Annotated in this window: 26 protein-coding genes; 13 read left to right on the plus strand and 13 right to left on the minus strand. The window is 67.9% G+C overall.

The window, feature by feature from the left end; all coding sequences use genetic code 11:
- Positions 1–65 precede the first annotated feature (65 nt).
- The 4 genes from IEY31_RS02825 to rpe all read right to left on the minus strand — a co-directional run bounded on the left by IEY31_RS02825 (position 66) and on the right by rpe (position 3,392).
- Complete coding sequence (locus IEY31_RS02825) at positions 66–551, minus strand: nucleoside deaminase (protein ID WP_188968867.1); 486 nt, start codon at positions 549–551, stop codon at positions 66–68.
- Between the two features lie 86 nt (positions 552–637).
- A complete protein-coding gene (gene nspC, locus IEY31_RS02830; protein ID WP_188968869.1) occupies positions 638–1,873 on the minus strand; it encodes a carboxynorspermidine decarboxylase in 1,236 nt (411 codons plus the stop codon).
- A 102-nt stretch (positions 1,874–1,975) separates the two neighbouring features.
- Positions 1,976–2,698, minus strand: coding sequence for a 2-phosphosulfolactate phosphatase (locus IEY31_RS02835; RefSeq protein WP_188968871.1), 723 nt, complete (start codon positions 2,696–2,698; stop codon positions 1,976–1,978).
- 19 nt (positions 2,699–2,717) lie between these two features.
- A complete protein-coding gene (gene rpe / locus IEY31_RS02840) occupies positions 2,718–3,392 on the minus strand; it encodes a ribulose-phosphate 3-epimerase (RefSeq protein WP_373289099.1) in 675 nt (224 codons plus the stop codon).
- Positions 3,393–3,533: 141 nt separating this feature from the next.
- On the opposite strand from rpe, the gene IEY31_RS02845 reads away from it, so the two are divergent.
- On the plus strand, positions 3,534–4,202 hold the full coding sequence (locus tag IEY31_RS02845) for a ribonuclease HII (protein WP_188968873.1): 669 nt from the start codon (positions 3,534–3,536) through the stop codon (positions 4,200–4,202).
- 47 nt (positions 4,203–4,249) lie between these two features.
- A complete protein-coding gene (locus IEY31_RS02850) occupies positions 4,250–4,738 on the plus strand; it encodes a hypothetical protein (protein ID WP_188968875.1) in 489 nt (162 codons plus the stop codon).
- On the opposite strand, the gene IEY31_RS02855 is transcribed toward IEY31_RS02850, so the two are convergent.
- Positions 4,735–5,913, minus strand: coding sequence for an amidohydrolase family protein (locus IEY31_RS02855; protein WP_188968876.1), 1,179 nt, complete (start codon positions 5,911–5,913; stop codon positions 4,735–4,737). The genes IEY31_RS02850 and IEY31_RS02855 overlap by 4 nt on opposite strands.
- A 69-nt stretch (positions 5,914–5,982) precedes the next feature.
- Entirely contained in the window at positions 5,983–6,804 is an 822-nt protein-coding gene (ppgK, locus tag IEY31_RS02860; protein ID WP_188968877.1) for a polyphosphate--glucose phosphotransferase, read from the minus strand.
- Positions 6,805–6,951: 147 nt separating this feature from the next.
- On the opposite strand from ppgK, the gene IEY31_RS02865 reads away from it, so the two are divergent.
- Together IEY31_RS02865 and IEY31_RS02870 are read left to right on the plus strand one after the other, a co-directional pair.
- Positions 6,952–7,569, plus strand: a complete 618-nt coding sequence (locus IEY31_RS02865; protein ID WP_188968878.1) for a TetR/AcrR family transcriptional regulator — start codon at positions 6,952–6,954, stop codon at positions 7,567–7,569.
- Between the two features lie 103 nt (positions 7,570–7,672).
- On the plus strand, positions 7,673–9,178 hold the full coding sequence (locus tag IEY31_RS02870) for a 2-phosphoglycerate kinase (RefSeq protein ID WP_188968879.1): 1,506 nt from the start codon (positions 7,673–7,675) through the stop codon (positions 9,176–9,178).
- 88 nt (positions 9,179–9,266) lie between these two features.
- Here IEY31_RS02870 and IEY31_RS02875 read toward each other — a convergent pair whose 3' ends face one another.
- Positions 9,267–9,986 carry a DUF937 domain-containing protein gene (locus tag IEY31_RS02875; RefSeq protein WP_188968880.1) on the minus strand — a complete coding sequence of 240 codons (720 nt, stop codon included), beginning with the start codon at positions 9,984–9,986 and terminating at the stop codon, positions 9,267–9,269.
- Between the two features lie 197 nt (positions 9,987–10,183).
- Here IEY31_RS02875 and IEY31_RS02880 point away from each other — a divergent pair, with 197 nt between their 5' ends.
- The 4 genes from IEY31_RS02880 to IEY31_RS02895 all read left to right on the plus strand — a co-directional run bounded on the left by IEY31_RS02880 (position 10,184) and on the right by IEY31_RS02895 (position 13,821).
- Positions 10,184–11,011, plus strand: a complete 828-nt coding sequence (locus IEY31_RS02880) for an ABC transporter permease (RefSeq protein ID WP_188968882.1) — start codon at positions 10,184–10,186, stop codon at positions 11,009–11,011.
- Positions 11,004–11,870, plus strand: coding sequence for an ABC transporter permease (locus IEY31_RS02885; protein ID WP_229723278.1), 867 nt, complete (start codon positions 11,004–11,006; stop codon positions 11,868–11,870). Before IEY31_RS02880 ends, IEY31_RS02885 begins: the two co-directional genes overlap by 8 nt.
- A 20-nt stretch (positions 11,871–11,890) precedes the next feature.
- Positions 11,891–12,856, plus strand: coding sequence for an ABC transporter ATP-binding protein (locus IEY31_RS02890; RefSeq protein WP_188968884.1), 966 nt, complete (start codon positions 11,891–11,893; stop codon positions 12,854–12,856).
- A 392-nt stretch (positions 12,857–13,248) separates the two neighbouring features.
- Positions 13,249–13,821, plus strand: a complete 573-nt coding sequence (locus IEY31_RS02895) for a DUF2179 domain-containing protein (RefSeq protein WP_188968886.1) — start codon at positions 13,249–13,251, stop codon at positions 13,819–13,821.
- 81 nt (positions 13,822–13,902) lie between these two features.
- Here IEY31_RS02895 and IEY31_RS02900 read toward each other — a convergent pair whose 3' ends face one another.
- Positions 13,903–15,438 carry a glycine betaine uptake BCCT transporter gene (locus tag IEY31_RS02900; protein ID WP_188968888.1) on the minus strand — a complete coding sequence of 512 codons (1,536 nt, stop codon included), beginning with the start codon at positions 15,436–15,438 and terminating at the stop codon, positions 13,903–13,905.
- A 161-nt stretch (positions 15,439–15,599) separates the two neighbouring features.
- On the opposite strand from IEY31_RS02900, the gene IEY31_RS02905 reads away from it, so the two are divergent.
- Together IEY31_RS02905 and proS are read left to right on the plus strand one after the other, a co-directional pair.
- Positions 15,600–16,235: a DNA-3-methyladenine glycosylase gene (locus IEY31_RS02905; protein ID WP_188968890.1), complete on the plus strand. Its 636-nt coding sequence runs from the start codon at positions 15,600–15,602 to the stop codon at positions 16,233–16,235.
- Between the two features lie 79 nt (positions 16,236–16,314).
- Positions 16,315–17,814, plus strand: coding sequence for a proline--tRNA ligase (gene proS / locus IEY31_RS02910; protein WP_188968892.1), 1,500 nt, complete (start codon positions 16,315–16,317; stop codon positions 17,812–17,814).
- 398 nt (positions 17,815–18,212) lie between these two features.
- On the opposite strand, the gene IEY31_RS02915 is transcribed toward proS, so the two are convergent.
- From IEY31_RS02915 to IEY31_RS02925, 3 genes are all read right to left on the minus strand, one after another.
- Positions 18,213–19,148, minus strand: a complete 936-nt coding sequence (locus tag IEY31_RS02915) for a magnesium transporter CorA family protein (protein WP_188968894.1) — start codon at positions 19,146–19,148, stop codon at positions 18,213–18,215.
- Positions 19,149–19,533: 385 nt separating this feature from the next.
- Complete coding sequence (locus IEY31_RS02920; RefSeq protein WP_188968896.1) at positions 19,534–19,770, minus strand: indolepyruvate ferredoxin oxidoreductase subunit alpha; 237 nt, start codon at positions 19,768–19,770, stop codon at positions 19,534–19,536.
- 109 nt (positions 19,771–19,879) lie between these two features.
- Positions 19,880–20,668, minus strand: coding sequence for an NTP transferase domain-containing protein (locus IEY31_RS02925; protein ID WP_188968898.1), 789 nt, complete (start codon positions 20,666–20,668; stop codon positions 19,880–19,882).
- 266 nt (positions 20,669–20,934) lie between these two features.
- Here IEY31_RS02925 and IEY31_RS02930 point away from each other — a divergent pair, with 266 nt between their 5' ends.
- Together IEY31_RS02930 and surE are read left to right on the plus strand one after the other, a co-directional pair.
- Positions 20,935–22,137: a tetratricopeptide repeat protein gene (locus tag IEY31_RS02930; protein ID WP_188968900.1), complete on the plus strand. Its 1,203-nt coding sequence runs from the start codon at positions 20,935–20,937 to the stop codon at positions 22,135–22,137.
- 181 nt (positions 22,138–22,318) lie between these two features.
- Entirely contained in the window at positions 22,319–23,101 is a 783-nt protein-coding gene (gene surE / locus IEY31_RS02935; RefSeq protein ID WP_188968902.1) for a 5'/3'-nucleotidase SurE, read from the plus strand.
- 186 nt (positions 23,102–23,287) lie between these two features.
- On the opposite strand, the gene IEY31_RS02940 is transcribed toward surE, so the two are convergent.
- Both IEY31_RS02940 and IEY31_RS02945 read right to left on the minus strand, forming a co-directional pair.
- Complete coding sequence (locus tag IEY31_RS02940) at positions 23,288–23,518, minus strand: antibiotic biosynthesis monooxygenase family protein (protein ID WP_188968904.1); 231 nt, start codon at positions 23,516–23,518, stop codon at positions 23,288–23,290.
- Positions 23,519–23,526: 8 nt separating this feature from the next.
- On the minus strand, positions 23,527–24,351 hold the full coding sequence (locus IEY31_RS02945) for a M23 family metallopeptidase (RefSeq protein ID WP_229723279.1): 825 nt from the start codon (positions 24,349–24,351) through the stop codon (positions 23,527–23,529).
- Between the two features lie 80 nt (positions 24,352–24,431).
- On the opposite strand from IEY31_RS02945, the gene truA reads away from it, so the two are divergent.
- A complete protein-coding gene (gene truA / locus IEY31_RS02950) occupies positions 24,432–25,223 on the plus strand; it encodes a tRNA pseudouridine(38-40) synthase TruA (protein ID WP_188968908.1) in 792 nt (263 codons plus the stop codon).
- Positions 25,224–25,239: the final 16 nt, after the last annotated feature.

Raw genomic sequence — 25,239 nt, forward strand, 5'->3', positions numbered from 1 at the left:
TCAGCAGTGTGTTGAAAAATGACTTTTCTGATGCCTCGAGTATACCTGTTTAAACGGAATCCGTATCAGTTCCCGGTCTGTCGGCGGACATGCTGCGCGTGCAGGTCCCGGATGCGTGCGCTCAGCGACGGCTCCGGCCCCTCGACGGCGCAGTCACGCAGCACCTTCTGAATGGGCAGGGAACGGACCGGGCCGGGCGTTATGCCCAGTTCCTCCAGCCACCGGGTCAGCTGCTCCGAGGAACTGGCGTAGACGATGCGCCCCAGGCCCACCCAGCCGTGGGCGGCGGAACACATCGGGCGGTGCTCGCCGGAGGTGTAGACGGTGGCCTGTCTGCGTTCTTCCGGCGACAGATGCGCTGCGGCCCAGCGGGTGATCTCAATTTCCGGGTGCTGCGTCGCGTCGCCGCCTGCTGTGCGGTTGTGGTCCTCAAACAGAACTTCGCCCGCCCCCGAGACCAGCAGCGAACCGAAGGGATCGTTACCGGTACGCAGGGCAGTCTCGGCCAGTTCGACGCAACGCGTCAGGTGCTGCCTGTCGTGGTCATTCATGGCCGTATTCCTCCCGTTCATTGCGGCGCGAATCGAGGGCGTGGTTGTTTCTCCCTGACCTTGAGGAGGACCAGACCGACTGCACCTCAGCTCAGCTTGGCCTTGAACTCCTCGTAGCCGAACTGCTTGACGCGTTCGTAGCTGCCGTCCAGGTGCAGGATGCCGATGTCGGGATGCTTGACGCCGTTGAAGAAGGTGGTCTTGACCATCGTGTAGTGGATCATGTCGTCGAACACCACGCGGTCGCCGGTCTTGAGCGGCTGATTGAACACGTACTCGCCCACCACGTCCCCGGCCAGGCAGGTGGTGCCGCCGATCAGGTAGGGGTGGCCGCCGCCGTAATCGTGGGCCTCGCGGTGTTCGTGCTCGGGGGGATCGCCCGCACCCAGGATGCGGGGGCGGTACGGCATTTCCAGCACGTCGGGCATGTGGGCGCTGACCGAGACGTCCAGCAGGGCCGCGTCCTTGACATTGTGCACCACGTCCAGCACTGAACTGACCAGCCACCCCGTCTGCCAGCCGAAGGCGCTGCCCGGCTCCAGAATCACGTCCACGTCCCACTTCTCGCGGAAGGCGCGGACCACCCGCACCAGCCGGGCAAGGTCGTAGCCCTCGCGGGTCATCAGGTGGCCGCCGCCGAAGTTGACCCACCGCATGCGGGGCAGAAACTCGCCGAAATTGCGCTCGACGACCTCCAGCGTGCGCTCCAGCGTGTCGCTGTCCTTCTCGCACAGGGTGTGAAAATGCAGTCCGTCGACGCCGTCCAGCAGGTCCGCCCGGAACTCGCGGCGGGTCACGCCCAGGCGTGAGAACGGCCCGGCGGGATTGTACAGGTCTGTCTCGACCTCGGCGTACTCGGGATTGATGCGGATGCCGACGTGAATGGTCTGGCCCCCGGCGCGGGCAGCCTGCACCTGCGCCTTAAACCGCTCCCACTGCGAGAAGGAATTGAAGACCAGATGGTCGGCCAGCGCCAGGATGCGGGGGAACTCCTCCTCGCTGTAGGCCGGGGCATAGACGTGGACCTCACCCTGCATCTCCTCGCGGGCCAGCAGGGCCTCGTTCAGGCTGCTGGCCGTGGCCCCGGAAATCCCGTATTCGCGCAGCAGAGGGAAGGTGCTCCACATCGAGAAGCCCTTGAATGCCACGATGATCCGCGCCCCACTCTGCTGCTGGACGTGCGAGATGAGGGCCAGATTGCGCCGCAGCCGTGACTCGTCCAGCACGAAGGCCGGGCTGGGAATGGCGGCCCAGTCGATGCTTTCGGTGGGGGTGACGGCAGGTGGCTGGAAGTCGGCGCTGTGAGGATCGGTGACGGTCATGCCCCGAAGTCTAGCGGGCGGGGGGGCGCCGAACCGCCACCGTCGACGCAGACCCTGGGAGCCAGGCGCGGGACGGGCAAGGACGGAGGCAGGTGGGGTCGGCTACCCGGCCACGAAGTGCAGCGTGCCTTCCGGCGCGTCTCCGCCGCGCACCAGGGTCGGAACCACCGTGCTGGTGCTGAGGCCCGAGGCAAAGCGCACATCCTCGCCCAGCCCCAGAGTGGTGAGGTAAAGGCCGTGATCGCTGCCGGCCAGGGCCTCGCCGGGGTCGCCGGCGCCGCGCCGCACGGTCAGGGCAATCCGCGCGCCGTCGTCCAGCGTGAACTCGCCCATTGCCAGCAGATACTCGGCCAGGACGCCTGCGGTGTAGACGTCCTCCAGCCCCACCCGGCCCTCTGTTCCGGCACAGACGATGGCAATGCCCTCGGTGACCAGGGCGCGGGCGCGGCGGGCGGCGGCGTGGGCGTTGGTCAGGGCGGCCAGCAGCACGTGCTTGCCACTTTGCGCGGCAATGTGGGCGGCCCCGGTGCCGTTGGTGGTGTTCATCACCACGGTCCTGCCGCCCAGGACCGGCGTATTGGCCCCGGCGGGGCTGTTGCCTAGGTCGAAGCCGGGAATCGGCAAACCGCCCCGCTCCCCGGCCAGCAGCAGGTGGTCCCGCGTGCCGCGCAGCGCCAGTGCCGCTTCCGGCGTGCTGGTCAGCAGCAGGGCCTGGGCGCCGCGCTCCAGGTACGTCACGGCGGTGGTGGTGGCGCGCAGGGCGTCGATGACCAGCACCACGTCCGGGTAGGACCCGTGTGGCAGCAGATCGACGCGCAGTTTCACGCGGCGCCTGACCTGTGGTTCATTTCAGGGCCTCGCGCAGACGCTCCAGACCCGCCTGGGCACCGTCCTTGCCGAACACCGCGCTACCCGACACCAGCACGCTGGCCCCGGCGCTGACCACTGCGCGGGCGTTGGTGGACGAGACGCCGCCGTCGACCTGCAGCTCGGCCTCGCTGCCGGACTCGTCCAGCCAGCGGCGCAGCGTGCGGATGCGCTCCAGGCTGCCGGGAATGAACTTCTGGCCCCCGAAACCGGGGTTGACGCTCATGACCAGCACCAGATCCACATCGGCCAGCAGGGGGCGCAGGGCTTCCAGCGGCGTGCCGGGATTCAGGGTGACGCCTGCGCGTTTGCCCAGTTCCCGGATCTGCTGCACGGCGCGGTGGATGTGCGGCGTGGACTCCACATGCACGGTCAGGCTGTCGGCCCCTGCGGCGGCGAAGTCTTTCAGGTAACGCTCGGGGCGCTCGATCATCAGGTGAACGTCCATCAGCAGGTTGCTGGCCCGGCGCGCCGCCGCCAGGATCGGCAGGCCAAAGCTGATGTTGGGCACAAAGGCCCCGTCCATCACGTCCACATGCGCCCAGTCCGCGCTGGCCACAGCCTGAAGTTCGTCCGCCAGGTGCGCGAAATCGCACGACAGGATGCTGGGGGCCAGCTTGACGCGGCGGGGGAGTTCGGCTTCGGCGCTCACACTGTGCAGTTTACGACATACGGGCAGAGACGGGGCTGTCCTGCGGAGCTACCGGGGGTGGGCGGGGACGTCGGTGCCGTCTCTGTTGTCGTCCGGGCGTCTGGGCGTGGGGGTGAGGCGCCAGCCTGCTACCGTGCCCCCATGTCATCTCTGACCCCGGCAGTCACCCCGGACTGGGCCTACGAGCGCGAACACTGGCGGCGCGGCTATTTCCGGGTGGCGGGCGTCGACGAGGCCGGGCGTGGGGCATGGGCCGGGCCGGTGACGGTGGCGGCGGTGATCCTGCCCGGCCTGACCACCGAGTATCCGTTCCGGGACAGTAAGCAATTGTCCGCGGCGCAGCGCGAGACCTTCGCCGCCGAGGTCCGGCGGGTGGCGCTGGCCTGGGCCGTGGAGCACGCCTGGCCCGACGAGATCGACCGGCTGAACATCCTGGGCGCGACGCACGCGGCGGCGCTGCGGGCGCTGGCGCGGCTGGACCCGCCGCCGCAGGCGCTGGTCACGGATTACCTGAAACTGCGGACCACCCTGCCGCTCAGCGCCCCGCCAAAGGCCGACGCCCTGAGCTACAGCGTGGCCGCCGCCAGCCTGCTGGCCAAAACAGAGCGCGACGCCGTGATGTGCGGGCTGGACCTGCAACACCCCGGGTACGGTTTTGCCGCCCACAAGGGGTACGGTGCACCGGCCCACCGGGCGGCGCTCCAGGAGCTGGGGGTGAGCCCCGTGCACCGCCGCAGCTTTGCGCCTATCCGGCGGCTCACCGAACGCGGTGAGGGTGGGCTGTGGCCGGTCAACCCGCCGGAGGGCTGAGCCGCGGCCTGCCCAGCTTCCTCATGTGCGGCCCGTATTCTGCGGCCATGCTGAAACGCGCCGTCTTGCCGCTGGCCCTGGGTCTGCCCCTCCTGATGGGGTCCTGCGCTCCGATCAACTCGCTGCTCGCCTCGCGTGACGGTGAGAAGGGACCGGTGCAGTTTGGGCCGCTGGCGGTGGGGCAGACCTGGACCCTCAGCGGCGTGGTGGATGGCCGCAACGTGGTCACCACCATCAACATTCCGGACCTGATGAACGTGCAGGGCAAGTTCGCGTCCTACAGCGCGCGGGACGAGTACACCGGCTTCAACGACAACCGCGCCGGATTCGCCGTAGCCAGCTACGACCCGGACCGCCGCAGCACCGAATTCCGCTGGGTGGGCGACGGGGGGACCGCTACCTTCGACAAGGTGGTGTACACCTGCCAGCTTGGAGGCGTGGTGGGCACCCCCCTGACCGGCACCCTGACCTACCAGCGCAACGGCCAGGTGGTGGCCAACGGCACCTGTGAGGCCAACCTCAGCGGTCAGGGTTAGGCATCCAGGTTCCAGCGGTAATCCTCTGACCAGGCCTCCCCGCGCCGCAGAAATGGTGCGGGCAGGCCCAGCACGCGCCCGCCTCCCTTGACGGCGGCGCGCACCAGCATCCGGGGGTCCAGCGCGGGGTAGAGGCCACGGGCGAAGGCCACTTCGTCCCGCACATCCAGGCCCTCGCCGCTGGCCACTGAATCGGTGCCCAGTGCGATGTCCACCCCGGCGGCGGCAAAGGCGGTCCAGGGGAATGTGCCGCATTCCAGGTGGTGGTTGCTGCGCGGGCAGCTGACCACCGCGCACCCGGCCCGCGCCACCCGTGCGATGTCGTCGGGCGTGACGTTCACCAGGTGGATCAGCGTGGGTTTTGCGGCCAGGACGCCCAGGTCGTCCAGGTAGCGCACCGGCGTCAGCCCCGGTTCCGGCTCGCGCCCGATCACCTCGGCAAAGGTCTCGGGCCAGAAGGGCAGCAGGCGGTGGTCCCACAGCGGCCCGGCGCCGGTGGCGAACAGTTCAGGCTCGCTGGGGTGCTCGGCCACGTGAATCTGCAGGGGCAGGCCCTCGCCCGCCGCGTAGTCCGTGACCAGCTTCATCAGGCGGTGGCTCACGGTGTACGGCGTGTGCGGTGTCAGGCCGACTCTTGGGCCGCCAGGACGCTCCAGCCGGCGCCACGCCTCCACCCGCCGCCGCATCTCAGCGAAGATCTCGTCGGCCTTCTGCGCGAACGTGCCCAGCACTTCGAAGTACAGCACGCCGCGCAGGTCCTCGCGGGCCAGCAGGGCGTCCATCACTTCACCTGACCACACGATGTCGCCCACGCCGCCCGCCCCCAGCCGCGTGAGTTCATCGGCCCCTGCCAGTGCGCCTGCCACGCCGCGCTGCCCGCGCTGGGCAATCACCACCTCCGGCAGCCAGCGGAAGTAGGGGAGGGCCTGGAACGCATAGGCGCTCATGTCCAGATGCGTGTGCGCGTTGACCGGCGGCGGGGCGATGACGCCGCCCACCTCCTCCACCCGCGCCTGCGGATAGCTGGCCCGCAGCTGTGCCGGATCACCCGTCGCCGCCACCGTGCCGCCCACCACCACCACTCCGCCCGGCGCGTGGCCGCCGCCCATGCCGGTGTACAGGACATCGCAGACGAGCAGGCGGGGCGTGAAGGGGTCAGGCGTGGAGAGGGTCATGCGGGCATGTTAGTGGGGAAGCGGGGCGGTGGGCGCCCTCCGGCGCTCTGGAGGAGAGAACAGCTTTCTCTATTTCTTCCTGGCGGCCTTGCTGGCAGGCTTCGGCCCGGAGGCAGGGGTCGCAGGCGGGTTCCCGCCGTCATTCTGTCCTGCGTTGCCCTGCGCCATCATGGCCGCGCCGACGATGCCGGCCTCGTTCAGCAGCTTGGCGGGGACCAACCGGCTGCGTTCCAGTTTGAGGTGCTCCTGCCACTTGTCGGCCTTCTTGCTGACGCCGCCGCCGATGATGAACAGGTCCGGGCTGAACAGCAGCTCCAGGTGTTGCAGGTAGGTGCTGACGCGCTTGCTCCACTGCTTCCAGTTCAGGTCGTCGCGCTCGCGGGCGCGGTCCGACGCCCAGCCCTCGGCCTCCTTGTCGCGCAGCCACAGGTGGCCTAGCTCGGTGTTGGGCACCAGGATACCGTTGTGGATCAGGGCGCTGCCGATGCCGGTGCCAAAGGTCAGCACCAGGACCGTGCCGCCCACGCCCGCGCCCGCGCCGAAGCGGGCCTCGGCCAGACCGGCGGCGTCGGCGTCGTTGATCAGGTGGACGGCCTGCCCGGTGGCCTCGGTGAACAGGGCGTCGGCGTCCAGACCGATCCAGGCGTCGTCCACGTTGGCCGCACTCAGGGTCCGCCCGTGCTGCACGATGCCGGGAAACGTCACGCCGATGGGACCGCCCAGCCCGAAATGCCGTGCCAGCTCGGCCACCACGCCTCCCACCGCGTCGGGGTGTGCGCCGTCGGGGGTGGGGATGCGGTGCCGCTCCTTGAGCAGCCGGCCGGTGGTGGTGTCCACCGGCGCGCCCTTGATGCCGCTGCCGCCAATATCGATGCCCAGGATCACGCTCATGGACTACAGCCTAAGCCAAGTCGGGGCGCTCAGGTCTGTCCCGCACCCCCGGTCCAGCATCCTGCCTTGTGCCTTCCTTGATTTAGACGGGGTGGATTTAGACGTGGTGCAATTTTAGACCAGAAGCTGTATACCTACGGAACCCCTATGGATTCTTCCTCGCTGCGTGAACGCCAGAAGGAGCGCCGCCGCGCCCGCATCTACACTGTTGCCATTGAGCTGTTCAAGCGGGGTGGCTTCCAGACCACCACGGCCACCGACATCGCCAAGGCCAGCAACGTCTCGCGCGGCACCTTCTTCAACTACTACCCCTACAAGGAAGCGGTGCTGCTCGACTACGGCTCCGAGGTGATGGAGCGGCTGCGCGATCAGGCCGAGACCCGGCTGGCCCAGGGCGCCGCGCCGCTGGCGGTGCTGTACGAGATCTGGGACGCCCTGGCCGAGGAGAATGCCCGCGAGCGCGACCTGTTTCCCCCGCTGGCCTACGAGGTCATGAACCCCAACCCCGAACGCGCCCGCACCGCGTATCAGGCGCTGCCGCTGAGCAAGGTGATCGAGCTGATCTTGCGCCCGCTGCACCAGAGCGGGCAGATGCGCACGGACCTGAGCCTGCAGCGCATCAGCAACCTGATTGCCGACACCTACCTGATGGTGGCCCTGCGCTGGAGCGCATATGGCACCGACCGCCCCCTGCAAGAGGAGATGCGTCTGGCGCTGAATCTGCTGCTGGAAGGCGCGGTGCGCCGCGATCTGGTGCGGCCCTAGCCGGGGCCAGGCCACGCCCGGCGTCACCTTTCCCTGATGTTTTGTGGCTAGACTGCCCCGAACGCCCTCCCACTTCTTCACGCTCCCAGGAGACCCTGCCCCCTTGACCCAGCCTGAACTGCGCATCGGCACGCCCCGGCACGCCTTTCCGTTCAGCCGTGGTCTGGTGGTGGAGTCGCTGGTGAATGCCGGGGCCTCCGGCGCGGTGGCGGCGGCGGCGGCGCGGCGCGTCGAGCAGAATCTGCGGAACGCGCGGCGCGTGCTGGTCGCGCCCGCCGAATTGCAGGCGCTGATGACCGAGGTGGCGCTGGACCTGGCGGGCGAGGACGTGGCGCGGGCCGCCGGGGCGCAGACCCCCGCCTTCGTGGACATCCTGGTCACGGCCAAGAAGGGCGACCTGCCCTTCAGCCGGGGCGTGCTGGCCCGCACGCTGGAGGACGCGGGCCTGACCGGGCGCGAGGCCTACGCCACCGCCAGCGCGGTGGATGTCGAACTACGCAAGGAGGGTGTGCGCCGCCTGAGCGCCGAGGACATTGACAACCGCACCGAGCAGGCGCTGGCCGCGCGCTACGGCGAACACTTGCGCCTGACCTACCGCTACCTGCGCCACAACCGGGGCAAGCTGGGCGTGATCAGCAGCGACAGCACCGTGCCTACACCGTTTTCCAAGGGCATCCTGTCCCAGTCGATGCTGGCCGCCGGGGTCACGCCGGACGTGGCCCGCAAGGTGGCCCGCGTGACCCAGCGCGATCTGCGCGGCTCCGAGGACCGCGTGGTGACGCGCTCGGCCATCCGCGCCAAGGTCGAGGCCCTGCTGCGTGACGAGGTGGGGCCGGACGTGGGCGCCCGCTACCGCCTGCTGCGCGTGATCCGCCGCCCACCCCGGCCCGTGATCGTGCTGCTGGGCGGCGTCAGCGGTACCGGCAAGAGCTTTCTGGCCGCCGAGATCGCTTACCGGCTGGGGATTGCCCGTGTGGTCAGCACCGACTCCATCCGCGAGGTGATGCGGGCGATGGTATCGCCAGCGCTGCTGCCCACGTTGCACGCCAGCACCTTCAACGCCTGGGAGGCGCTGCTGCCCCCCGGCACGCCGCGCCCCGAAACGCCCAGCAAGGGTGTGCTGCTGGCCGGGTTCCGCGATCAGGTGCAGCAGGTCAACGTGGGCCTGGGGGCAGTGGTGGCCCGCTCGGTGCAGGAAGGCAGCAGTCTGGTGCTCGAGGGCGTGCATCTGGTGCCCGGTTACCTGCGCGCCGACGCCTTTGCGGGGGCGCTGGTGATTCCAATGCTGGTGACCCTGCCTGATCCCGAAGAACACCGCCGCCACTTCCAGAGCCGCGACGTGGAAACTGCCGCGAGCCGCCCGCTGCACCGCTACATGCAGTATTTCGAGGAAATCCGCGCCATGCAGGACGAGCTCGAAGACCTGGCCCGCCAGGAGGACGTGCCGCTGCTGGACGGCCTGACCCTGGACGAGAGCGCCGATCAGGCTGTGGACGTGGTGCTGAGGCGCGTGATGGTGGCCCTGACCCCGCAGGAACGTGCGGAACTGCTGGGCCACCAGGCCGAGAGCGAATCCTCTGAGCTGACGCGGGACAGCGTGGGCGACTGACCGAACCTTGTTTGTTACAGAAAAATGCCCTCCGCGGCGCTGAGGAGGGCTCTTCTGAGGCTCAATTTTCAGCCTATCGCCTTCGCCTTCAGCGCCGCCCGCCGAACATGCCGATCAGGTCGTTCAGGGCGCTGCCGTCGCCATCACGGTCCAGCGCGTTGTTGAGGGTGCCGACGATGCCGCCCGCGCCGCCCTGCTGCGCCTGGGCGTTCTGCGGGGGCAGGCCGGAAATCACCGGGCCACCGCCCAGAACGCCGCCCCGCTCCTGGGTCTGGGGCTGCGGGGTCTGCTGTCCGCTGCCCAAGATGCCCCCTAGCAGGCCGCCCAGTCCGCCAGCCGCGCCGCCGCCCAGCAGGCCACCCAGCATGCCGCCGAGATCACCGCCCCGTCCCTGCTGGCCGCCGCCCTGCTGACGCTGACGGGCCAGGTAACCCAGCACCAGCGGCGCGGCCATGCTCAGGATCTGCATGGCAAGCTGCGGATCAATGCCGGCCCGTTTGCTGACCGCGTTGGCCGCCGACTGCTGCTGGTTGCCAAACACATGGCCCAGGATCTTCTGGCCTTCTTGCACGTTGGGGGCGCTGCCCCGGCTGAACTGCTCCAGGGCGCTGCCGTCGTGCTGGCCCAGGGCACCGGCCAGCGAGGCCGCGCCGTCCGGGCTGCTGGCGTTGCGGGTCATGGCCCCGAGCAGCAGCGGAATGGCCGCCTCCATCGCGCTTTCGGACTGCTGAGGCGTGGCCCCGGTCTGCTGGCTAATCTGCTGCTGCGCGTTGCCCATTCCGCCGAGCATGTTGAAGATATCCATCATGATGTCTGACCTCCTGAGGATGACTGTGGGGCCAGCCTACCTCCGGGGCCTGAGTGGCGGCTTCAGCAATCGCAGACGTTGGGCGGGGTGGCGCTGGAATCCACCGGGGCTGGTCCCGCCGCCCCGCCGCTCCGTGGCCCCTCGGCCATCTGGCGTATGTGCGCCCGGCCCGGCAGCCGCTAAGCTCCTGGGTCTGTATGCAAGCGGCCCTGCCCTCCACCCGTGGCCCCAACGTGGCCCTGTACGCCTCGGTGGCGCGGCTGGGATTCCGGCGGCAATTCGCCTACCCGCAGGCCGCGCTGTGGGGGCTGATCACCAATCTGTTCTTCGGGGTGTTGCGAATTGCCGTGCTGGTGGCGCTGTTCGCTAGCACGCCCCGGGTGGCCGGATACACCGTGCAGGACGCGATCACCTACACCGGGCTGACCCAGGCGTTGATCATGGCCCTGTCGCTGTTCGGCTGGACCGATTTCATGCGGACGATTCACCGGGGCGAGGTGGCGTCCGACCTGCTGCGTCCCCATAACCTGCTGGCGTTCTGGGCGGCGCAGGATGCGGGCCGGGCGGCGGGTCAGTTCGCGTTGCGCGGTCTGCCGATGCTGGCACTGTTTGCCCTGCTGTGGGGCGCCACGTTTCCCGCCGGGCCAGACGGCTGGCTGCTCAGCACCCTGAGTCTGCTGCTGGCCTGGGCCTGCGGGTTTGCCTTCCGCTTTCTGGTCAACTGCGCGGCCTTCTGGTCCCCGGATGCTGTTGGTTTCGGGCGCTTCGCGTGGGCGGTGCTGGGCCTGGGCAGCGGTTTTCTGATGCCGCTGGCCTTCTTCCCGCCGTGGTTTCAGGCGGTACTGGCCTGGACGCCCTTTCCCAGCATGATGAACACCACCGTCGAACTCTGGCTGGGCGTCAGAACCGGGCCGGAGGCGTGGACGGCCATGGCTGTGCAACTCGGCTGGGCAATGCTGCTGTTCGGACTGGCGGCATTCGTGCTGTCGCGGGGCTTGCGGCGGCTGGAGATAGCTGGTGGATAAACCGTCCGTCACCCCGCAACACCGGCAAAAGGAAGGACGGCTGGCTTCGGCCATCCACCACCTGCGCCTCTACTTCCTGCTGTTGCGTGCCCAGGCCCGCTCGCAGGCCGTCTACCGCGTGTCGTTCGCACTGGACGCGGTTGGTTCGGCCTTTATCACGCTGTCGGAGTTCGCGGCGTTCGTGCTGGTGTTGCCGCGCTTCGGGTCACTAAGCGGCTGGACGCTGGGCGAGGTGGCGTTGCTGTACGGACTGGCGGAACTGGCCTTCGTGCTGATGGACCTCATGTTCGGCGGCTTCGACGCCCCCAACCTCAGTCAGCATGTCCGCAGCGGCAGCTTCAATACCTTTCTGCTGCGGCCCGCGCCGCTGCGCCTGCAAATCTTCGGTTCGGATTTTGCGCTGCGGCGGGTGACCCGGATCTTCCTGGCGGCGGGGATTCTGGCCTACGGCATTACGGCGTCTGGGGCCGTCTGGACACCCGAAGCCGCGCTGCTGCTGACCGGCAGCGTGCTGGGCATGGTGGCCTTTTTCGGTGGCCTGTTCGTTATCGGGGGCACCCTGACCTTCTGGACGGTGGACAGCGTGGAGGCCATGAATGTCCTGACCTACGGCGGGCGCACCCTGATCAGCTACCCGATGGACATCTACGGCCAGTTCCTGCGCAAGACCTTCACCTACCTGATTCCCGCCGCCTTTCTGTCGTATTTTCCTGTGCTGCATGTCCTGGGCCGCCCGCTGCCGGATGGCCTGCCGCTGCTGGCCGCGTCCCTGTCGCCCCTTGTCGGCCCGGTAATGCTCGCGGCGGCGTTTGCCTTCTGGCGGGTGGGCGTGCGGCATTACGGAGGAACGGGCACATGAGGCAAACACAGGGAGCAGCCATGATTACCGTCGAACACCTCCGCAAGACCTTCCGTACGCGCCGGGGCGGACTGCTGCGCGGCCAGACCAGTGTGATGGAGGCCGTGAAAGATGTGGGCTTCAGCGTGGCACGCGGCGAGATCGTGGGCTATCTGGGGCCGAACGGCGCGGGCAAGAGCACCACCATCAAGGTGCTGACCGGGCTGCTGGTGCCCGACAGCGGGCGGGTGGACGTGGGCGGACTGGTGCCGTGGAAAGACCGCCGGGCGCATGTGGCGCGGCTGGGCGCGGTGTTCGGGCAGCGCACGACGCTGTGGTGGGATTTGCCCGTCGCCGAGTCGCTGGACCTGCTGCGCCACATCTACCGCGTGCCCGAAGCCCACTTTCGCCAGAACCTGCACGATTTCACCGACCTGCTGGACCTAGGGCCGTTTCTGCACACGCCCGCCCGCGCCCTGAGCCTGGGCCAGCGCATGCGGGCGGACCTGGCCGCCGCGCTGCTGCACGATCCCGAACTGCTGTTTCTGGACGAGCCGACGGTGGGGCTGGACGTGGTGGCCAAGGAGCGCATCCGCGAGTTCATCCGGCACGTCAACGCCACACGCGGGGTGACGGTGCTGCTGACCACCCACGATCTGACCGACGTGGAACGGCTGGCCCGCCGCGTGATGATTATCGACCACGGTTCTCTTCTGTACGACGGTGATCTGGCGCAGTTGCAGGCCCGCTACGGCAGCGCCCGCGAACTGGTGGTGGATTTCGAGGCCGCGCCGGAAAACCCTCAGGTGCCGGGGCTGACGCTGCTGGGTGCGGACGGCCCACGCGTGCGCTACGGCTTTGCCGGAGCTGCCGCCGCCCCGATTGCCCGCGTCACGGCCCACGCCCCGGTGCGCGACATCACCGTGAAGGAGCCGGACATCGAGGCCACGGTCCGCCGCATTTACGAGGGTGGGCTGCTGCGGGACGGGGGAGCGTTGGGGGGATGAAGCAGCCCGGCCGCAGGCCAGATGCCGAATATCGTGGCCCAGCGCCCAGCGTCAGCAGACCGCTGCTGTTTGTAGTGCTGCTGAGCGTGGTGGCGGCGTTTTCGGTGGTCCCTCTTCCATGCAGTGTTTCTCCGTGCTGGGGCAGATCCAGGTTCTAGGCGAAGCTTATCGCCGCACCATCGGGTTCATGTGGCTGAATCTGGGTGTGGCTGGTCTGGCATTCATCGGCGGAGTGATCTATCTGTGGTTTCAAATCCGAAAGGGGAGACAGGCATAGCGCCCCGAGACCCCTCCGGCCCCAAGTGTGACCCAGAAGTTTCGCATCATCGGCAGCGTTCCGCGTCTTCTTACCACTGACCATTCTCATTTCCGCGCCCCCTAAGTTCAGAGCTGTGTCTGATGTCCTGAATGCCGAGGCCCTGCTGGGGGCGCTGCTGATCTTCTCGCTGCGAATTGTGGATGTGTCTCTGGGCACGCTGCGAATCGGCATGCTGGTGCGCGGCAAGCATACGGTGGCCGGCGCGCTGAGCTTCTTTGAATCGCTGATCTGGCTGCTGGCGGCTGCCAAGGTGCTGAGCACACTGGACAGTCCGCTGCAATTCGTGGCCTACGCGGGCGGCTACGCCTCGGGCACCATGCTGGGCTCCAACATCGAGCGCTGGCTGGCGGTGGGCAAGGTGGTGCTGCGCGTCATCGTGCCGGTCGGGGCGCCCGACGTGCAGGAGGCGCTGCGGCAGGCAGGGCTGTATGTCACCACTGTCAACGCCTCGGGCCGTGACGGCGAGGTCCGTATCCTGTTCAGCGTGATTGCCCGTAAGCGGCTGAAACAGGCCTTCCGGGTGATCGAGACCACCTATCCCAAGGCGTTTATCACGGTGGAAGAGGTCACCACCGCCCAGCTGCAGGACGTGGTGACCCGCCAGGAACGCCAGTCGTTCCGGCGAATGCGGATGATGCGGAAGTAACCAGTCCTTTGCATCATCCGCAACGCAAGTGGGCCGCCCCAGATGACTGGAGGCGACCCACTGCGGGACAGGGTTGTGTCTTCAGGGCTGAGGCTGAGGTCCGTCCGACGGCGGACGCGCGGGGACGAGTCCCTGTGGTTTCACGGGCGTGGAGGCGGGAAACTCGCTCTTCAAGCCTTTGAGCAGACTGACGCACATGCCGATCATGATGACGCTGAAGGGCAGCGCGGCAACCACGCTGGCCGACTGCAATCCCGCCAGACCGCCGCTGAGCAGCAGGGCCACGGCGATCAGGCTCTGCATCACGCCCCAGGTCAGCTTGACCGGATTGCTGGGTTCCTTCCGGCCTCCGCTGGATTGCAGGCCCAGCACGTAGGTGGCGGAGTCGGCGCTGGTCACGAAGAATGAGGCGATCAGCAGCGTGGCAATCCCGGTCAGGACCCCGCCCAGCGGCAGGCCCTCCAGCAGTGCGAACAGGGCGGTGGAAATATCGGCGCTGGTCGCCTCGGTCACAGCCGTCTCGCCTGCCAGTGCGCCGTTCAGGGCACTGCCGCCAAAGATGCTGAACCACGCGAAGCTGACCAGCGCGGGAACCCCCAGCACGCCCAGCACGAATTCCTTGATGGTGCGCCCGCGCGAGACCCGCGCGATGAACAGGCCCACGAACGGGGCCCAGGCGATCCACCACGCCCAGTAGAAGATGGTCCAGCCGCCGACCCAGGTGGCCCCGGTAAACGGCGTCAGGCGGGTGGACAGGTTGATCAGGTCCTGAAGGTAGCCGCCCACGCTGGTGGTGAAGGTGTCGAGCAGAAAGACCGTGGGGCCGAAAACGAACACGCCCAGCATCAGCAGGCCAGCCAGAATCACGTTGGTGTTGGACAGCAGCCGGATGCCCTTGCTCAGGCCGGTCATGGCGCTGATCAGGAACAGCACCGTGACCACCGCGATAATCACCAGTTGCGAGGACGTGCCGATGGTCAGCCCAAAAGCGCTGTTGAGTCCGCTGTTGATCTGCACCGCGCCGAAGCCCAGCGAGGCGGCAACCCCGAAGACGGTGGCAATGATCGCCAGAACGTCGATGGTCTTGCCGATGGGGCCTTCGACCCGGTGGCCCAGCAGGGGCCGGAAGGTGCGGCTGATCAGCGTGGGTTCTCCGCGCCGGAACGAGAAGTAGGCAATCGAGAGGGCCACGACGCTGTAGATGGCCCAGGGATGTAGGCCCCAGTGGAAGAACGAGTACTTCAGCGCGGCGCGGGCTGCCTCGGGTGTGCCGGGGGTCAGGCCGCCGGGCGGCGTCAGGAAGTGCGAGACCGGCTCGGCCACACCGTAGAACACCAGGCCAATGCCCATGCCCGCGCTGAACAGCATGGCAAACCACGACAGCGTGCTGAACTCGGGCTGCTCATCGTCCCGGCCCAGCTTGATTTTGCCGTAGCGGCTGAAGGCCAGAAACAGGCAGAACAGCAGGAAGCCCAGCACTGCCAGCAGGTAGTACCAGCCAAAGGTGCTGGTGGTCCAGGCGACGGCGGCGGTCGCGGCGGCGCCCAGGCCGGCCGGGCTCAGCAGACCCCACAGGACGAACGCGGCGATGATGGCCACGGAAAGATAGAGGACCAAGGGTGTACACCTCCAGAAAAAGTGTTGAGAGAAGCTACAGGGGGCGCGGGACCGGAAGCCCGTCTTCTTCAGAGTCTGCCCATCCCGCCCGAAAGACAAGAGGACCACCTTAACCCAGGCTCATGAGCTGAATGAGTCCCGGTTTACGTTAGCCTGCCTGGGTGTCTGTCCCCCTGCCGCCTGCCTTCTTTGACCGGGACCCCGTCCGGGCGGCGCGTGACCTACTGGGCGGCACGCTGGTGCATGTTCTGCCGGGCGGTGAACTTCTGAGTGGCAGGATCGTGGAGACGGAGGGCTACGATTGTCCGCGTGACCCGGCCTGCACCGCCGGACGGTTTCATGCGGCCCGCAGCGCCGAGATGGCCGTGTCTGCGGGCCGCTGGCTGTTCTGGAGTACGCACGGGCATCCGCTGTTGCAGGTCTCTTGCCGTCCTGAGGGGATTGCCGCCAGCGTGCTGATCCGCGCGCTGGAGCCGCTGCAAGGCCGGGAGCAGATGCTCACGCACCGCCCGGTCACCCGCGGGCGTGACCTGACCAACGGCCCCGCCAAACTGGTCTACGCGCTGGGCATCCGGCCGCCCGAGGTCAGGGGTACAGCGGTGGACAGCGCCGCGCTGCATCTTCTCGCGCCACCTGCGCCCGTGCCCGACGAACAGGTGGAGGTCACGGCCCGCGTTGGAATCCGGGAGGGCCGCAACCTGCCGTGGCGTTTCGTGCTGCGCGGCAACGCATGGGTGTCGCCCGGCCTGCCCAGCATGGACCTGGCGGGCGTGTCGCCGGAAAGAGGAGAGGCCTGAACGTCACCGCGCGGCCCGGCCCACCCTCGGGCAGCCTCTGACCCCGGGCCGCCCTGTTCCCCCGCTATGATGGCCTGCGATGACTCAAGACGGCGGCAAGGGCAACAAGGGGCAGGACAAGAAGGCGCAGCAGTACGGCGTCACCCCCCAGAGCGTGGACTTCAACGACTGGTACAACGAGGTGGTCAAGAAAGCCGATCTCGCGGACAACAGCCCGGTTGCGGGCGCCATGGTGGTCAAGCCCTACGGCTCGGCGCTGTGGGAAAACATCGTGCGCTGGCTGGATGACCGCTTCAAGGCGACGGGCCACGAGTCGCTGATCTTTCCCACACTGATTCCCATGAACTTCATCACCCGCGAGGCCGATCACGTCGAGGGCTTTGCGCCGGAATTGTTCACGGTAACCAAGATCGGCACCGAGGAACTGGCCGAGCCGTACGTGATGCGCCCCACGTCCGAGACGATCATCGGACACATGTGGTCCGGCTGGCTCAACAGCTACCGCGACCTGCCCTTCTTGCACTACCAGTGGGGCAGCGTGTTCCGCGCCGAACTGCGGACCAAGGCGTTCCTGCGGACCTCCGAGTTCTACTGGCACGAGGGCCACACCGCCCACGCCGACGAGGCCGAGGCGCGCGCGGAAGTGCGGATGATTCTGGACCTGTATCACGAATTCTGCCGCGATGTGCTCGCGCTGCCGGTGGTGCGCGGCGAGAAGTCGGCCTCCGAGCGCTTTGCCGGAGCGGTGTCGACCTACAGTATTGAGGGCATGATGCGCGACGGCAAGGCGCTGCAGAGCGGCACGTCGCACTACCTGGGGCAGGCGTTCAGCCGGGCCTTCGACGTGAAGTTCCAGACCCGCGAGCAGAAGGAAGACTTCGCCCACACCACCTCCTGGGCCATTTCCAGCCGCATCATCGGCGCGCTGATCATGACCCACGGCGACGACGCGGGCCTGATGATGCCCCCGAACATCGCCCCGATTCAGGTGGTGATCGTGCCGGTGGGCCGCAAGGACAACTTCGACGAGATGGTGGCCGAGGGCGAACGGCTGGCCGCCCAACTCGCGCAGAACGGCGTGCGCGTGAAGGTGGACAAACGCGACGGCGTGACCAACGGTTTCAAGTACAACGACTGGGAATTGAAGGGCATTCCCGTCCGCATTGAGCTGGGGCCGCGCGATCTGGAAGCGGGCGTGGTGGTGGTCAAGAACCGCAACAGTGGCGAGAAGGAAACGCTGGAACGCGATCTGGCCGTGGGCGGTATGGCAGAACGTCTGGAAGGCATTCAGGCATGGCTGCTTCAGAGGGCCACCGACTTCATGCTGGACAACACCGTCACGGTGGACAACTACGACGACTTCAAGGCCGCCATCGAGGCCGGCAAGTGGGTGCGGGCCTTCCACTGCGGCGAGCCTGAATCCGAGAAGGCCATCAAGGATGAAACCAAGGCCACGGTGCGTAACGTGCCACTGGACGACGCCGAGTTCTTCGCCGAGCGCGAGGAGGGCGGTGTGTGCTTTCACACCGGGAAGCCGGCGGCCTACGGCAAGCGGATTCTGTTCGGGCGGCAGTACTGAAGAGAGGGGGTATGGCTTGTAGGACAAGCCTGCCTCTCTCCTATGCATCAACTTTTGACCACTGCCGTCCTGCCTGCCCCACACTTCATTCACGCTCCCCTGTTCGCCTGCCGAAGTCGCCGCGCCGTACGCCACGGAACGGGGCATCTGCATACGCGTATCGAAACGCATAAGCGCTACAGCGTGGGGCCACCGTGGATCGCCCGCTGGCCCCAGCGACTTTCCAGTGCGGCTGCGGGTATAGGGTCACGGTGGACGCATCATCGGTCTGGGCTTCTCGGCGGGCATTGCGGCGCGGGCGGCCCTGACCGGTGCGGTGACGGCCCGAATGCAGGGCGGCAAGTGGCACGTGTCCAAACGGGTGGCCTTCATCACGGCCCAGCGTTAGGGCCGGACCGCTAGAACACTCGCCAGCGGTAGAACAGGTACCCCAGACCGCCCGCCAGACTGATGGCCAGCGTCAGCACGAACCAGATGCCGTTGGGGTTGCCCTCGAAGGGCAATGGCACGTTCATGCCAAAGATGCTGGTAACCAGCGTGGGAATCGCCACCAGAATCGTCGTGATGGTCAGCACCTTGACCACCTGGTTGACGTTGTTGCTGATCACGCTGGCAAACGCGCCCGCCATGCTGGTCAGAATGTTGCTGGCAATCGACGCCATCTCGATGGCCTGCAGGTTCTCGATCAGCACGTCGTCCAGCAGATCGCTGTCTTCCTCGTACATCTCGAAGATCCGGTCCCGCTTGACCCGCTCCATCATGGCCTCGTTGGCTTTCAGGCCGGTCATGAAATACACCAGGCTCTTTTCCAGCTTCAGCAGGTTCAGCAGTTCGCGGTTCTGCTGGCTGTTTTCCAGCTTGTCCTCAATCACATCCACGCGCTTGTTGATCTGGCGCACGTCGATCAGGAAGCGCTGGGCGTTTCGCAGGAACAATTGCAGCGTCAGGCGGTTTTTCTTGACGGTGCTGACCCGGCGCACCAGACCGCTGATCACGTCCTTGATCACCGGGTTGTCTTCCAGCATGCACACCGTCACCAGACAGTGATCGGTGTGCAGAATGCCCAGCGGCACGGTGTCGTAGGGAATGTCACTGGTGTCGGGCAGCCGGTAACTGGTCTGCATGATGATCAGCAGGTTGCCGTCCTCGCGCTCGAAGCGGGAACGTTCGTCCGGGTCAAGTGGATAGGACAGATAGTCGAGTTCCAGGCCCGTTTCGCGGCTGATGCGGGCCAGTTCCTCGGGACTGGGGGAGGCGGCGTTGATCCAGCAGCCGTCGGTGTAGCCGTCGGTGGTGGTCAGCCGGCCGCCGATGCTGCGGTAGTACGTCAGCATGGGCCGCCCCCCGGCGTCACGGTGGTGTGGGTTGTGGGTGGGTGCATGGCGTCCTCCAGACAGGGGGTGGCGTGAGGCGTGCGCTGGTCAGACCAGCGGGCTTGAGGCCCAGACTGGGGGGGTCAGCTTCCAGCGGTTCAGGGTTCACGTCATCACCTCCTTGTTGTGGGGACGCGGTCTTGGGGGGCAGCACTGAGCTGTTGCGGTGCTGCGCTGGGCAGTTTATGAATCTTGCTCGCAGCCGGCGCGCGGCGCAGAGGCCATGCTAGCCCCCGGCGCGGCTGCGGGGCAAGCCTGGACGGCACAAAAATGCCCCGTACAAAAAAGCCCCCAGTGCGCGACCGGGAGCAGATTGAAACAGGGATGGGCTGCGGTGCCGTGGGATTCAGGCTCCGAAGAACTCGTAGTTCCTGGGAATAAAGCTTTCTTCGCCGGCTGGGACGTCCTCTTCGGGGAAGATGGCGCTGACCGGGCAGGCAGGCACGCAGGCGCCGCAGTCGATGCACTCGTCGGGGTGAATCAGGTACATCTCGCCGGCATCGTAAATGCATTCAACGGGGCAGACCTCGGTGCAAGCCTGATCCTTGGTGCCGATGCATGGACTGGTGATGATATGGGTCATGCAGGACAGTATGCACAGCCGGTGGGGGCGGCGCAAGGGTGAATTGGCACAGCGTTTCGGGGGGAACGGGGCAGCGGATCAGCCTGGCCGCCCCCCCAAGGCCGAAGCCCTATGCCGGTGGTTTTTCCTGGCCCAGATACGCCGCCGCCAGCGCCAGATCCTCGTCCTGGTCCACGTCGGTGCCTACCGCCGCGTGGGGCGTGATCAGGGCGCGGGCCGGCACGCCCAGCAGCTCTGAAACCCTGGTTTCCAGCGCCTTCACCGTCAGGCGGCCGGCTAGCAGGCGCAGCAGGATGCCTGGTCCGATCAGCCCGGCCAGCTTCAGCGGGGCCTTGCGGGCGGCCAGCACCTCGCGCAGCCGGGGCAGGAACTGACCGATCAGCGCCGGATCGAGAATGAAGAGGTTACCCCCGGTGAACGAGCCGTCGCGCAGCCGGGCGTAGGTGCGCCGCACGCCGGGGTACGCAGCCTCGCAGACCTCGCGCCGCACCACCGGGTAGACCAGCGCCGCCTCAGGCGAGGCGCGGTCCAGCACGTCCTGCACCTCGGCGGCGGTCAGCATGGGAATGTCCGCCGTGACCACCAGCACGCGCTGGGCGCCCTGCCCGTCCACCTCCAGCGCCTCGACCCCGGCCTCCAGGTTGGCCAGCAAAGAGCCGTGATCGGTCACGCGCATGTCGATCAGCGGTTCGATCTCGGGTGTCAGCGGGCCGACGTAGGCGATGCGGGCCACCCGCCCGCTGCCGTGCAGGGCGCGCAGCACGTACAGCGCCATCGGCTGGCCGTTCACTGGAATCAGCGGTTTGACGGCCACGCCGTGCGCCGCCGCGAACGCGTCTCCCGGATCGCCGCCGCCCAGCACCACGGCGTCATAGCGCACGGTTTCTATTGCAGTCATCGGGACCCAGCGTAGCAGAGGTGACACTTGTCACCCGTCCTGACAGATGCCCGGCCCTCCGCCCGAGCAGGGTGGATACGGTTTTCTGTGGGTCCGCGCACTGGCGGTCCTGAGGCCCGGCATGTGGGCCAGACGCCCGCGAAGGTTCAAATTAAACTCTGGTGGGACCTAGGACTTCTCACGTCCTGCCCACGGCCCCCACCTAGGGTCAGAGGAGCATTCTTCGGATCTGAATTTCTCATCACCGCAAGCACAGGAGGCTTCACATGTCCATCCTCAAACGTCGTCCGTCCATGACCCTGGCCCAGGCCCTGCTGGTCCTGGGACTGAGTGCCGCGCCCGCCCTGGCACAGGACACTGCCGCACCTGCGCCGCAGCCCAGCGGTCAGCCGGCCTTTGTGCCCCAGACCGTGACCTACGCGAGCGCGGCGGACGCGGCCGCTGCGGCCCAGAAGTTTGCCGAGGAGGCCCGCAGCACGTATCCGAAAGGCAGCGCGAACATCGATCAGGCGCTGTGGACCCAGGCTGCCTCCGCCGCCGAGGCTGCCGTGCTGGCCGAGCCAGACAACGCCGGGTACCTGAAACTGCGCGCCCAGATCTACACCGAAGTCGGGTTCTGGCGCCAGGCCGAGGTGGGCTGGGCGGCGTATTTCAAGGCGGTGCCCGCCGTTCCCGGCAGCCGTGAGGCCCAGCAGGCCGGACAGGCGCAGTACAACCTGGGGTATTCGGCGTATGTCCGCAACCAGCCGGATCTGGCGGCCCGCTACTTCGCGGAGTGCCTGAAGTTTGATCCCCAGAGCGCCCAGTGCGCGGGCTGGGCCGCCCGCACCGCGCTGGAAGGCGGTGACTACGCCCGTGCCCAGACGCTGTATGCCCAGGCCGTCGCCCTGACGCCTGCCGACAAGACCCTGGCCTATTTCCGGGGGCTGGCCCAGAAGGCCGCCGACTACGGTCCCGCCGCCACCGGGGCATTCAGCCGCGCTTACGCCGAGCTGGACGCCGGGCGCAAGGACAGGGCGCTGGAAGGCTTCCAGGCCGCCGCCCGCAGCGCCCCCAATTTCGCCGAGGCGTGGCGTCAGGCCGGGCGACTGGCGCTGGACATGGGCAATGCCCAGGCCGCGCTGGAGGCGTACCAGGGGGCCATCGCCCTGCCCACAGCCGACGCCACCGACAGATTCAATCTCGCGCTGGCGCAGGAGGGCGCGCAGTTTGGGCTGGACGCCGTGCGGACCTTCCGCGCCGCTTACGGCAGGTACACAGCTGGAGACAAGGTAGCGGCGGAAAGCGGCTTTCAGCAGGCCACTGTCCAGAACCCGGCCTACGCCAAGGCCTGGGCGTGGCTGGGCCGCACCCGCTACGAGGCGAAGAATTACGCCGGGGCCGCCGAGGCGTATGGCCGCGCCGTGGCGCTGGACCCTGGCGACAAGTCCAGCGCGTACTACCTGAGGCTGGCCCAGCAGGGCAAGTAGGCCCACCCGATTGGTCCACGCCCCCGCACTGATGGGCGCGGGGGCGTTCGCTGTCTGGCTGGCCCCGATCCTGCCTACGCACAGGCAGGTGGAACACCAGGGCGGTCAGGTGGCGGTGGGCCGGGCCTGCTGCCTTCAACATCAACTCCCCGTCAGGCGCCGCCGCGCTAGCCTGCTGGACATGAGTCAACCTTCAGCCGCCCGCCCCCGCATTCTGGTGTCGAACGACGACGGCATTTTCTCTCCGGGCATCAAGGCGCTGGGCCTCGCCATGGCCGAATTCGCAGATGTGACGGTGGTGGCGCCCGATGTGGAGCAATCGGCTGTGGGCCACGGCATCACCATTCGGCGTCCGCTGCGGTTCAAGCACACGGCTTCGGCGGGCTTCGGCGACGTGCCCGCCTACCGGGTGGACGGTACGCCCGCCGACTGCGTGGTGCTGGGGGTGCATCTGCTGGGACGGCCGGATCTGGTGGTCAGCGGCATCAACCTCGGCCCCAACCTGGGGGATGACCTGACGCATTCCGGCACCGTGGCAGCGGCCATTGAGGGCCTGTCGCTGGGGCTGCCGAGCATCGCTTTCAGCCAGCAGAGCGGGCCGGACGGCGAGTACGACTTCAGTGCCGGGGCAGCCTACGCCGCGCGGCTGGCCCGGCAGGTGCTGCAGCACGGCCTGCCGCCGCGCACCCTGCTGAACGTCAACTTTCCCAGCCGCGTGGCCGGGGGCGTGCGCGTGACCGCCGTGGGCCACCACCGCTGGGAGGACAGCGTGGTCACCCGCCAGGACCCGGAGGGCCGCGATTACCACTGGGTGGCCGGGGTCAGCCGCGCCGATGACGCACATGACGAGGGCACCGACTACGGCGCGGTGCAGCGCGGCCTGATCAGCGTGACCCCGGTGCGTCTGGACCTGACAGCCCGTGACCTGATGGATCAGGTGGGCGGGTACCTGCCGGAGGTCTAGGGAGATTGGGTCTCAAGCTGGGCGGCAGAGACTCCGGTCTGGGCCGGGTGGCGTAAGTTCCCCGAGTGTGGGTGATAGACCAGCACGGCGCGTCGCCCACTGTCTGTCGCCTGCACGAGTTCTGGTGGCCACGCCCTCGCTTTCTAAGGTCGCGGGCGCGTACGAACCAGGGCATTGTTTGCGAGACTAAACTTCGGCCAGCACCTCGAAGCTCCAGGCTCTTGCTCCGGCGGGGATGTTCAGAGTGGGCACGGCTCCGGCCCAGCGGCTCGCCACCAGATACAGGCCCGGCTGATCGGGGCTGCCCAGCAACTCCGCGTTCACAAAGCCGGGATGGGCGGGCAGGGTCTCCAGAAAGGCGCGCAGCCGGGCGTGTGCGTCGTCGCCACGCGCCTCGGCGTAATGCACCAGTTTCATTCCACTCCTCAGAACAGGCCCATGGGATCGCGCGGGTCCCAGCGCAGGTAGGTGCCGAAATGCAGGTGCGGCCCGGTGCTGCGGCCGGTGTTGCCCACCCGTCCGATGGCCTGCCCCCGCTGGACCAGTTCCCCCTTCTTGATCAGGTTGGCGCTCATGTGGGCGTAGCGGGTGATCCAGCCGTCCGGATGTTCCAGCACCACGGTCCAGCCCCAGCCGCGTTCGAAATCGGGGCGCGACTCCAGCACCCGCCCGCTTCTGGCCGCCCGGACCACGGTTCCCACGGGGGCGACGATGTCCAGGCCATAGTGCATCTCACCTGCACCCTCCAGCGTCCGTTCGCCGAAGCCGCTGCTGACCGTTTGGTGACTGCTCAACGGCCACAGCCAGCTGCTCCCACGGCCCGAGGTACTGGCCGCACGCACGGCGGCGGCGGGGGTGCGCGGCGAACTGGCTGACGCGGCGCGCGGCGGAATCCGGACCACCGCACCAACCTGAATGGGCTTGCTGCCCGCGTACTGGGGGTTGGCCTGAAGCAAACGGGACAGCGACACATTGTGGCGTCTGGCGATCACGGTCAGGTTGTCGCCGGAGCGCACCCGGTACTGGGTGGCCGCACCGGGGCTGGCCGGCAGGGTCAGCACCCAGCCCGCCTGCACGGTGGTCTTGCCTCGCAGACGGGGATTGGCCGCCTGCAGCTGGCTGACGCTCAGGCCGGCCCTGGCCGAGATCTCGCTCAGGGTGTCGCCGGGCTTGACCCGGTAGGAGGTGGCGGCCCCCGCCCAGCCGGCCAGCATCAGGCCGCACAGGGCAGCGCACAGGACGTTCTTCACGCCAGAAAGCATACCTTCTGGCGCGGGGGTTTCGTGAGACCCCGGCGGGGGCCGCGGCGCCCGGCGTTACCCTGCGTGCCATGACCGAGCCCCGCCCCCGTTACGTCCCCCCGGAAGGCCACGCCCGGTTGCGGCTGACCGTGGCCTGGGACGGGGCCGCGTATGCCGGCTGGCAGTCCCAGCCCAGCGTGCCCAGCGTCCAGGACGTCCTGCAGGAGGCCTTCCTGCGCCTGACACCCGGTGTGTTCCGCCCTGTTGCTGCCGGGCGCACCGATGCGGGCGTCCACGCCGAGGCCATGCCGGTGCATGTCGACGTGCCTGCCGGGTTCCAGCTGCCCCTGCCCCGGCTGGCGCGGGCGCTGAATGCCCACCTGCCATCCACGCTGGCCGTGCTGGACGTGGAAGCGGCCCCGCCCGGCTTCCACGCACGCTTTTCCTGCACCGAGCGCCGTTACGTGTACCGGCTGTTGCGGGCGCCGCAGCGCCACCCGCTGTGGGCCGGACGCGCCCTGCACGTGTCCGCACCGCTGGACGTCGGGGGCATGAACGCCGCTGCCGCCCGCCTGACCGGCACCCATGACTTCGCCGCCTTTGCCACCCAGGAAGACCGCCAGACCGTGCGTGAACTGCGAAGACTGGCCGTCGTGCCGGGCGGTGACCTGTGGGAAGTCCACGTCGCGGGCGAGAGCTTCCTGCGGCACATGGTGCGCGGACTGGTCGGTACGCTGCTGCTGGTCGGTGCGGGGCGGCTGGAGGTGGGGGCGGTAACAGACATCCTGGCCTCGCGCCAGCGGTCGCAGGCGGGCGCGAATGTTCCGGCCCACGGCCTGTACTTCAGCGGCGCGCGTTATGACGGCCAGGACGGAGGCTGAGGCCAGGGCCGCTCGA

This window comes from Deinococcus aerolatus (assembly GCF_014647055.1).
In the GTDB taxonomy this organism is placed as follows: domain Bacteria; phylum Deinococcota; class Deinococci; order Deinococcales; family Deinococcaceae; genus Deinococcus; species Deinococcus aerolatus.

Coding starts and splice junctions, on each gene's coding strand:
- IEY31_RS02875 (WP_188968880.1), bottom strand. CDS start 9,986: ATGATGGATATCTTCAACATGCTCGGCGGAATGGGCAACGCGCAGCAG.
- IEY31_RS02865 (WP_188968878.1), top strand. CDS start 6,952: ATGGATTCTTCCTCGCTGCGTGAACGCCAGAAGGAGCGCCGCCGCGCC.
- surE (WP_188968902.1), top strand. CDS start 22,319: ATGAGTCAACCTTCAGCCGCCCGCCCCCGCATTCTGGTGTCGAACGAC.
- ppgK (WP_188968877.1), bottom strand. CDS start 6,804: ATGAGCGTGATCCTGGGCATCGATATTGGCGGCAGCGGCATCAAGGGC.
- truA (WP_188968908.1), top strand. CDS start 24,432: ATGACCGAGCCCCGCCCCCGTTACGTCCCCCCGGAAGGCCACGCCCGG.
- IEY31_RS02880 (WP_188968882.1), top strand. CDS start 10,184: ATGCAAGCGGCCCTGCCCTCCACCCGTGGCCCCAACGTGGCCCTGTAC.
- IEY31_RS02920 (WP_188968896.1), bottom strand. CDS start 19,770: ATGACCCATATCATCACCAGTCCATGCATCGGCACCAAGGATCAGGCT.
- IEY31_RS02925 (WP_188968898.1), bottom strand. CDS start 20,668: ATGACTGCAATAGAAACCGTGCGCTATGACGCCGTGGTGCTGGGCGGC.
- IEY31_RS02825 (WP_188968867.1), bottom strand. CDS start 551: ATGAATGACCACGACAGGCAGCACCTGACGCGTTGCGTCGAACTGGCC.
- IEY31_RS02890 (WP_188968884.1), top strand. CDS start 11,891: ATGATTACCGTCGAACACCTCCGCAAGACCTTCCGTACGCGCCGGGGC.
- proS (WP_188968892.1), top strand. CDS start 16,315: ATGACTCAAGACGGCGGCAAGGGCAACAAGGGGCAGGACAAGAAGGCG.
- IEY31_RS02845 (WP_188968873.1), top strand. CDS start 3,534: ATGTCATCTCTGACCCCGGCAGTCACCCCGGACTGGGCCTACGAGCGC.
- IEY31_RS02915 (WP_188968894.1), bottom strand. CDS start 19,148: ATGCTGACGTACTACCGCAGCATCGGCGGCCGGCTGACCACCACCGAC.
- IEY31_RS02930 (WP_188968900.1), top strand. CDS start 20,935: ATGTCCATCCTCAAACGTCGTCCGTCCATGACCCTGGCCCAGGCCCTG.
- nspC (WP_188968869.1), bottom strand. CDS start 1,873: ATGACCGTCACCGATCCTCACAGCGCCGACTTCCAGCCACCTGCCGTC.
- IEY31_RS02855 (WP_188968876.1), bottom strand. CDS start 5,913: ATGACCCTCTCCACGCCTGACCCCTTCACGCCCCGCCTGCTCGTCTGC.
- IEY31_RS02940 (WP_188968904.1), bottom strand. CDS start 23,518: ATGAAACTGGTGCATTACGCCGAGGCGCGTGGCGACGACGCACACGCC.
- IEY31_RS02850 (WP_188968875.1), top strand. CDS start 4,250: ATGCTGAAACGCGCCGTCTTGCCGCTGGCCCTGGGTCTGCCCCTCCTG.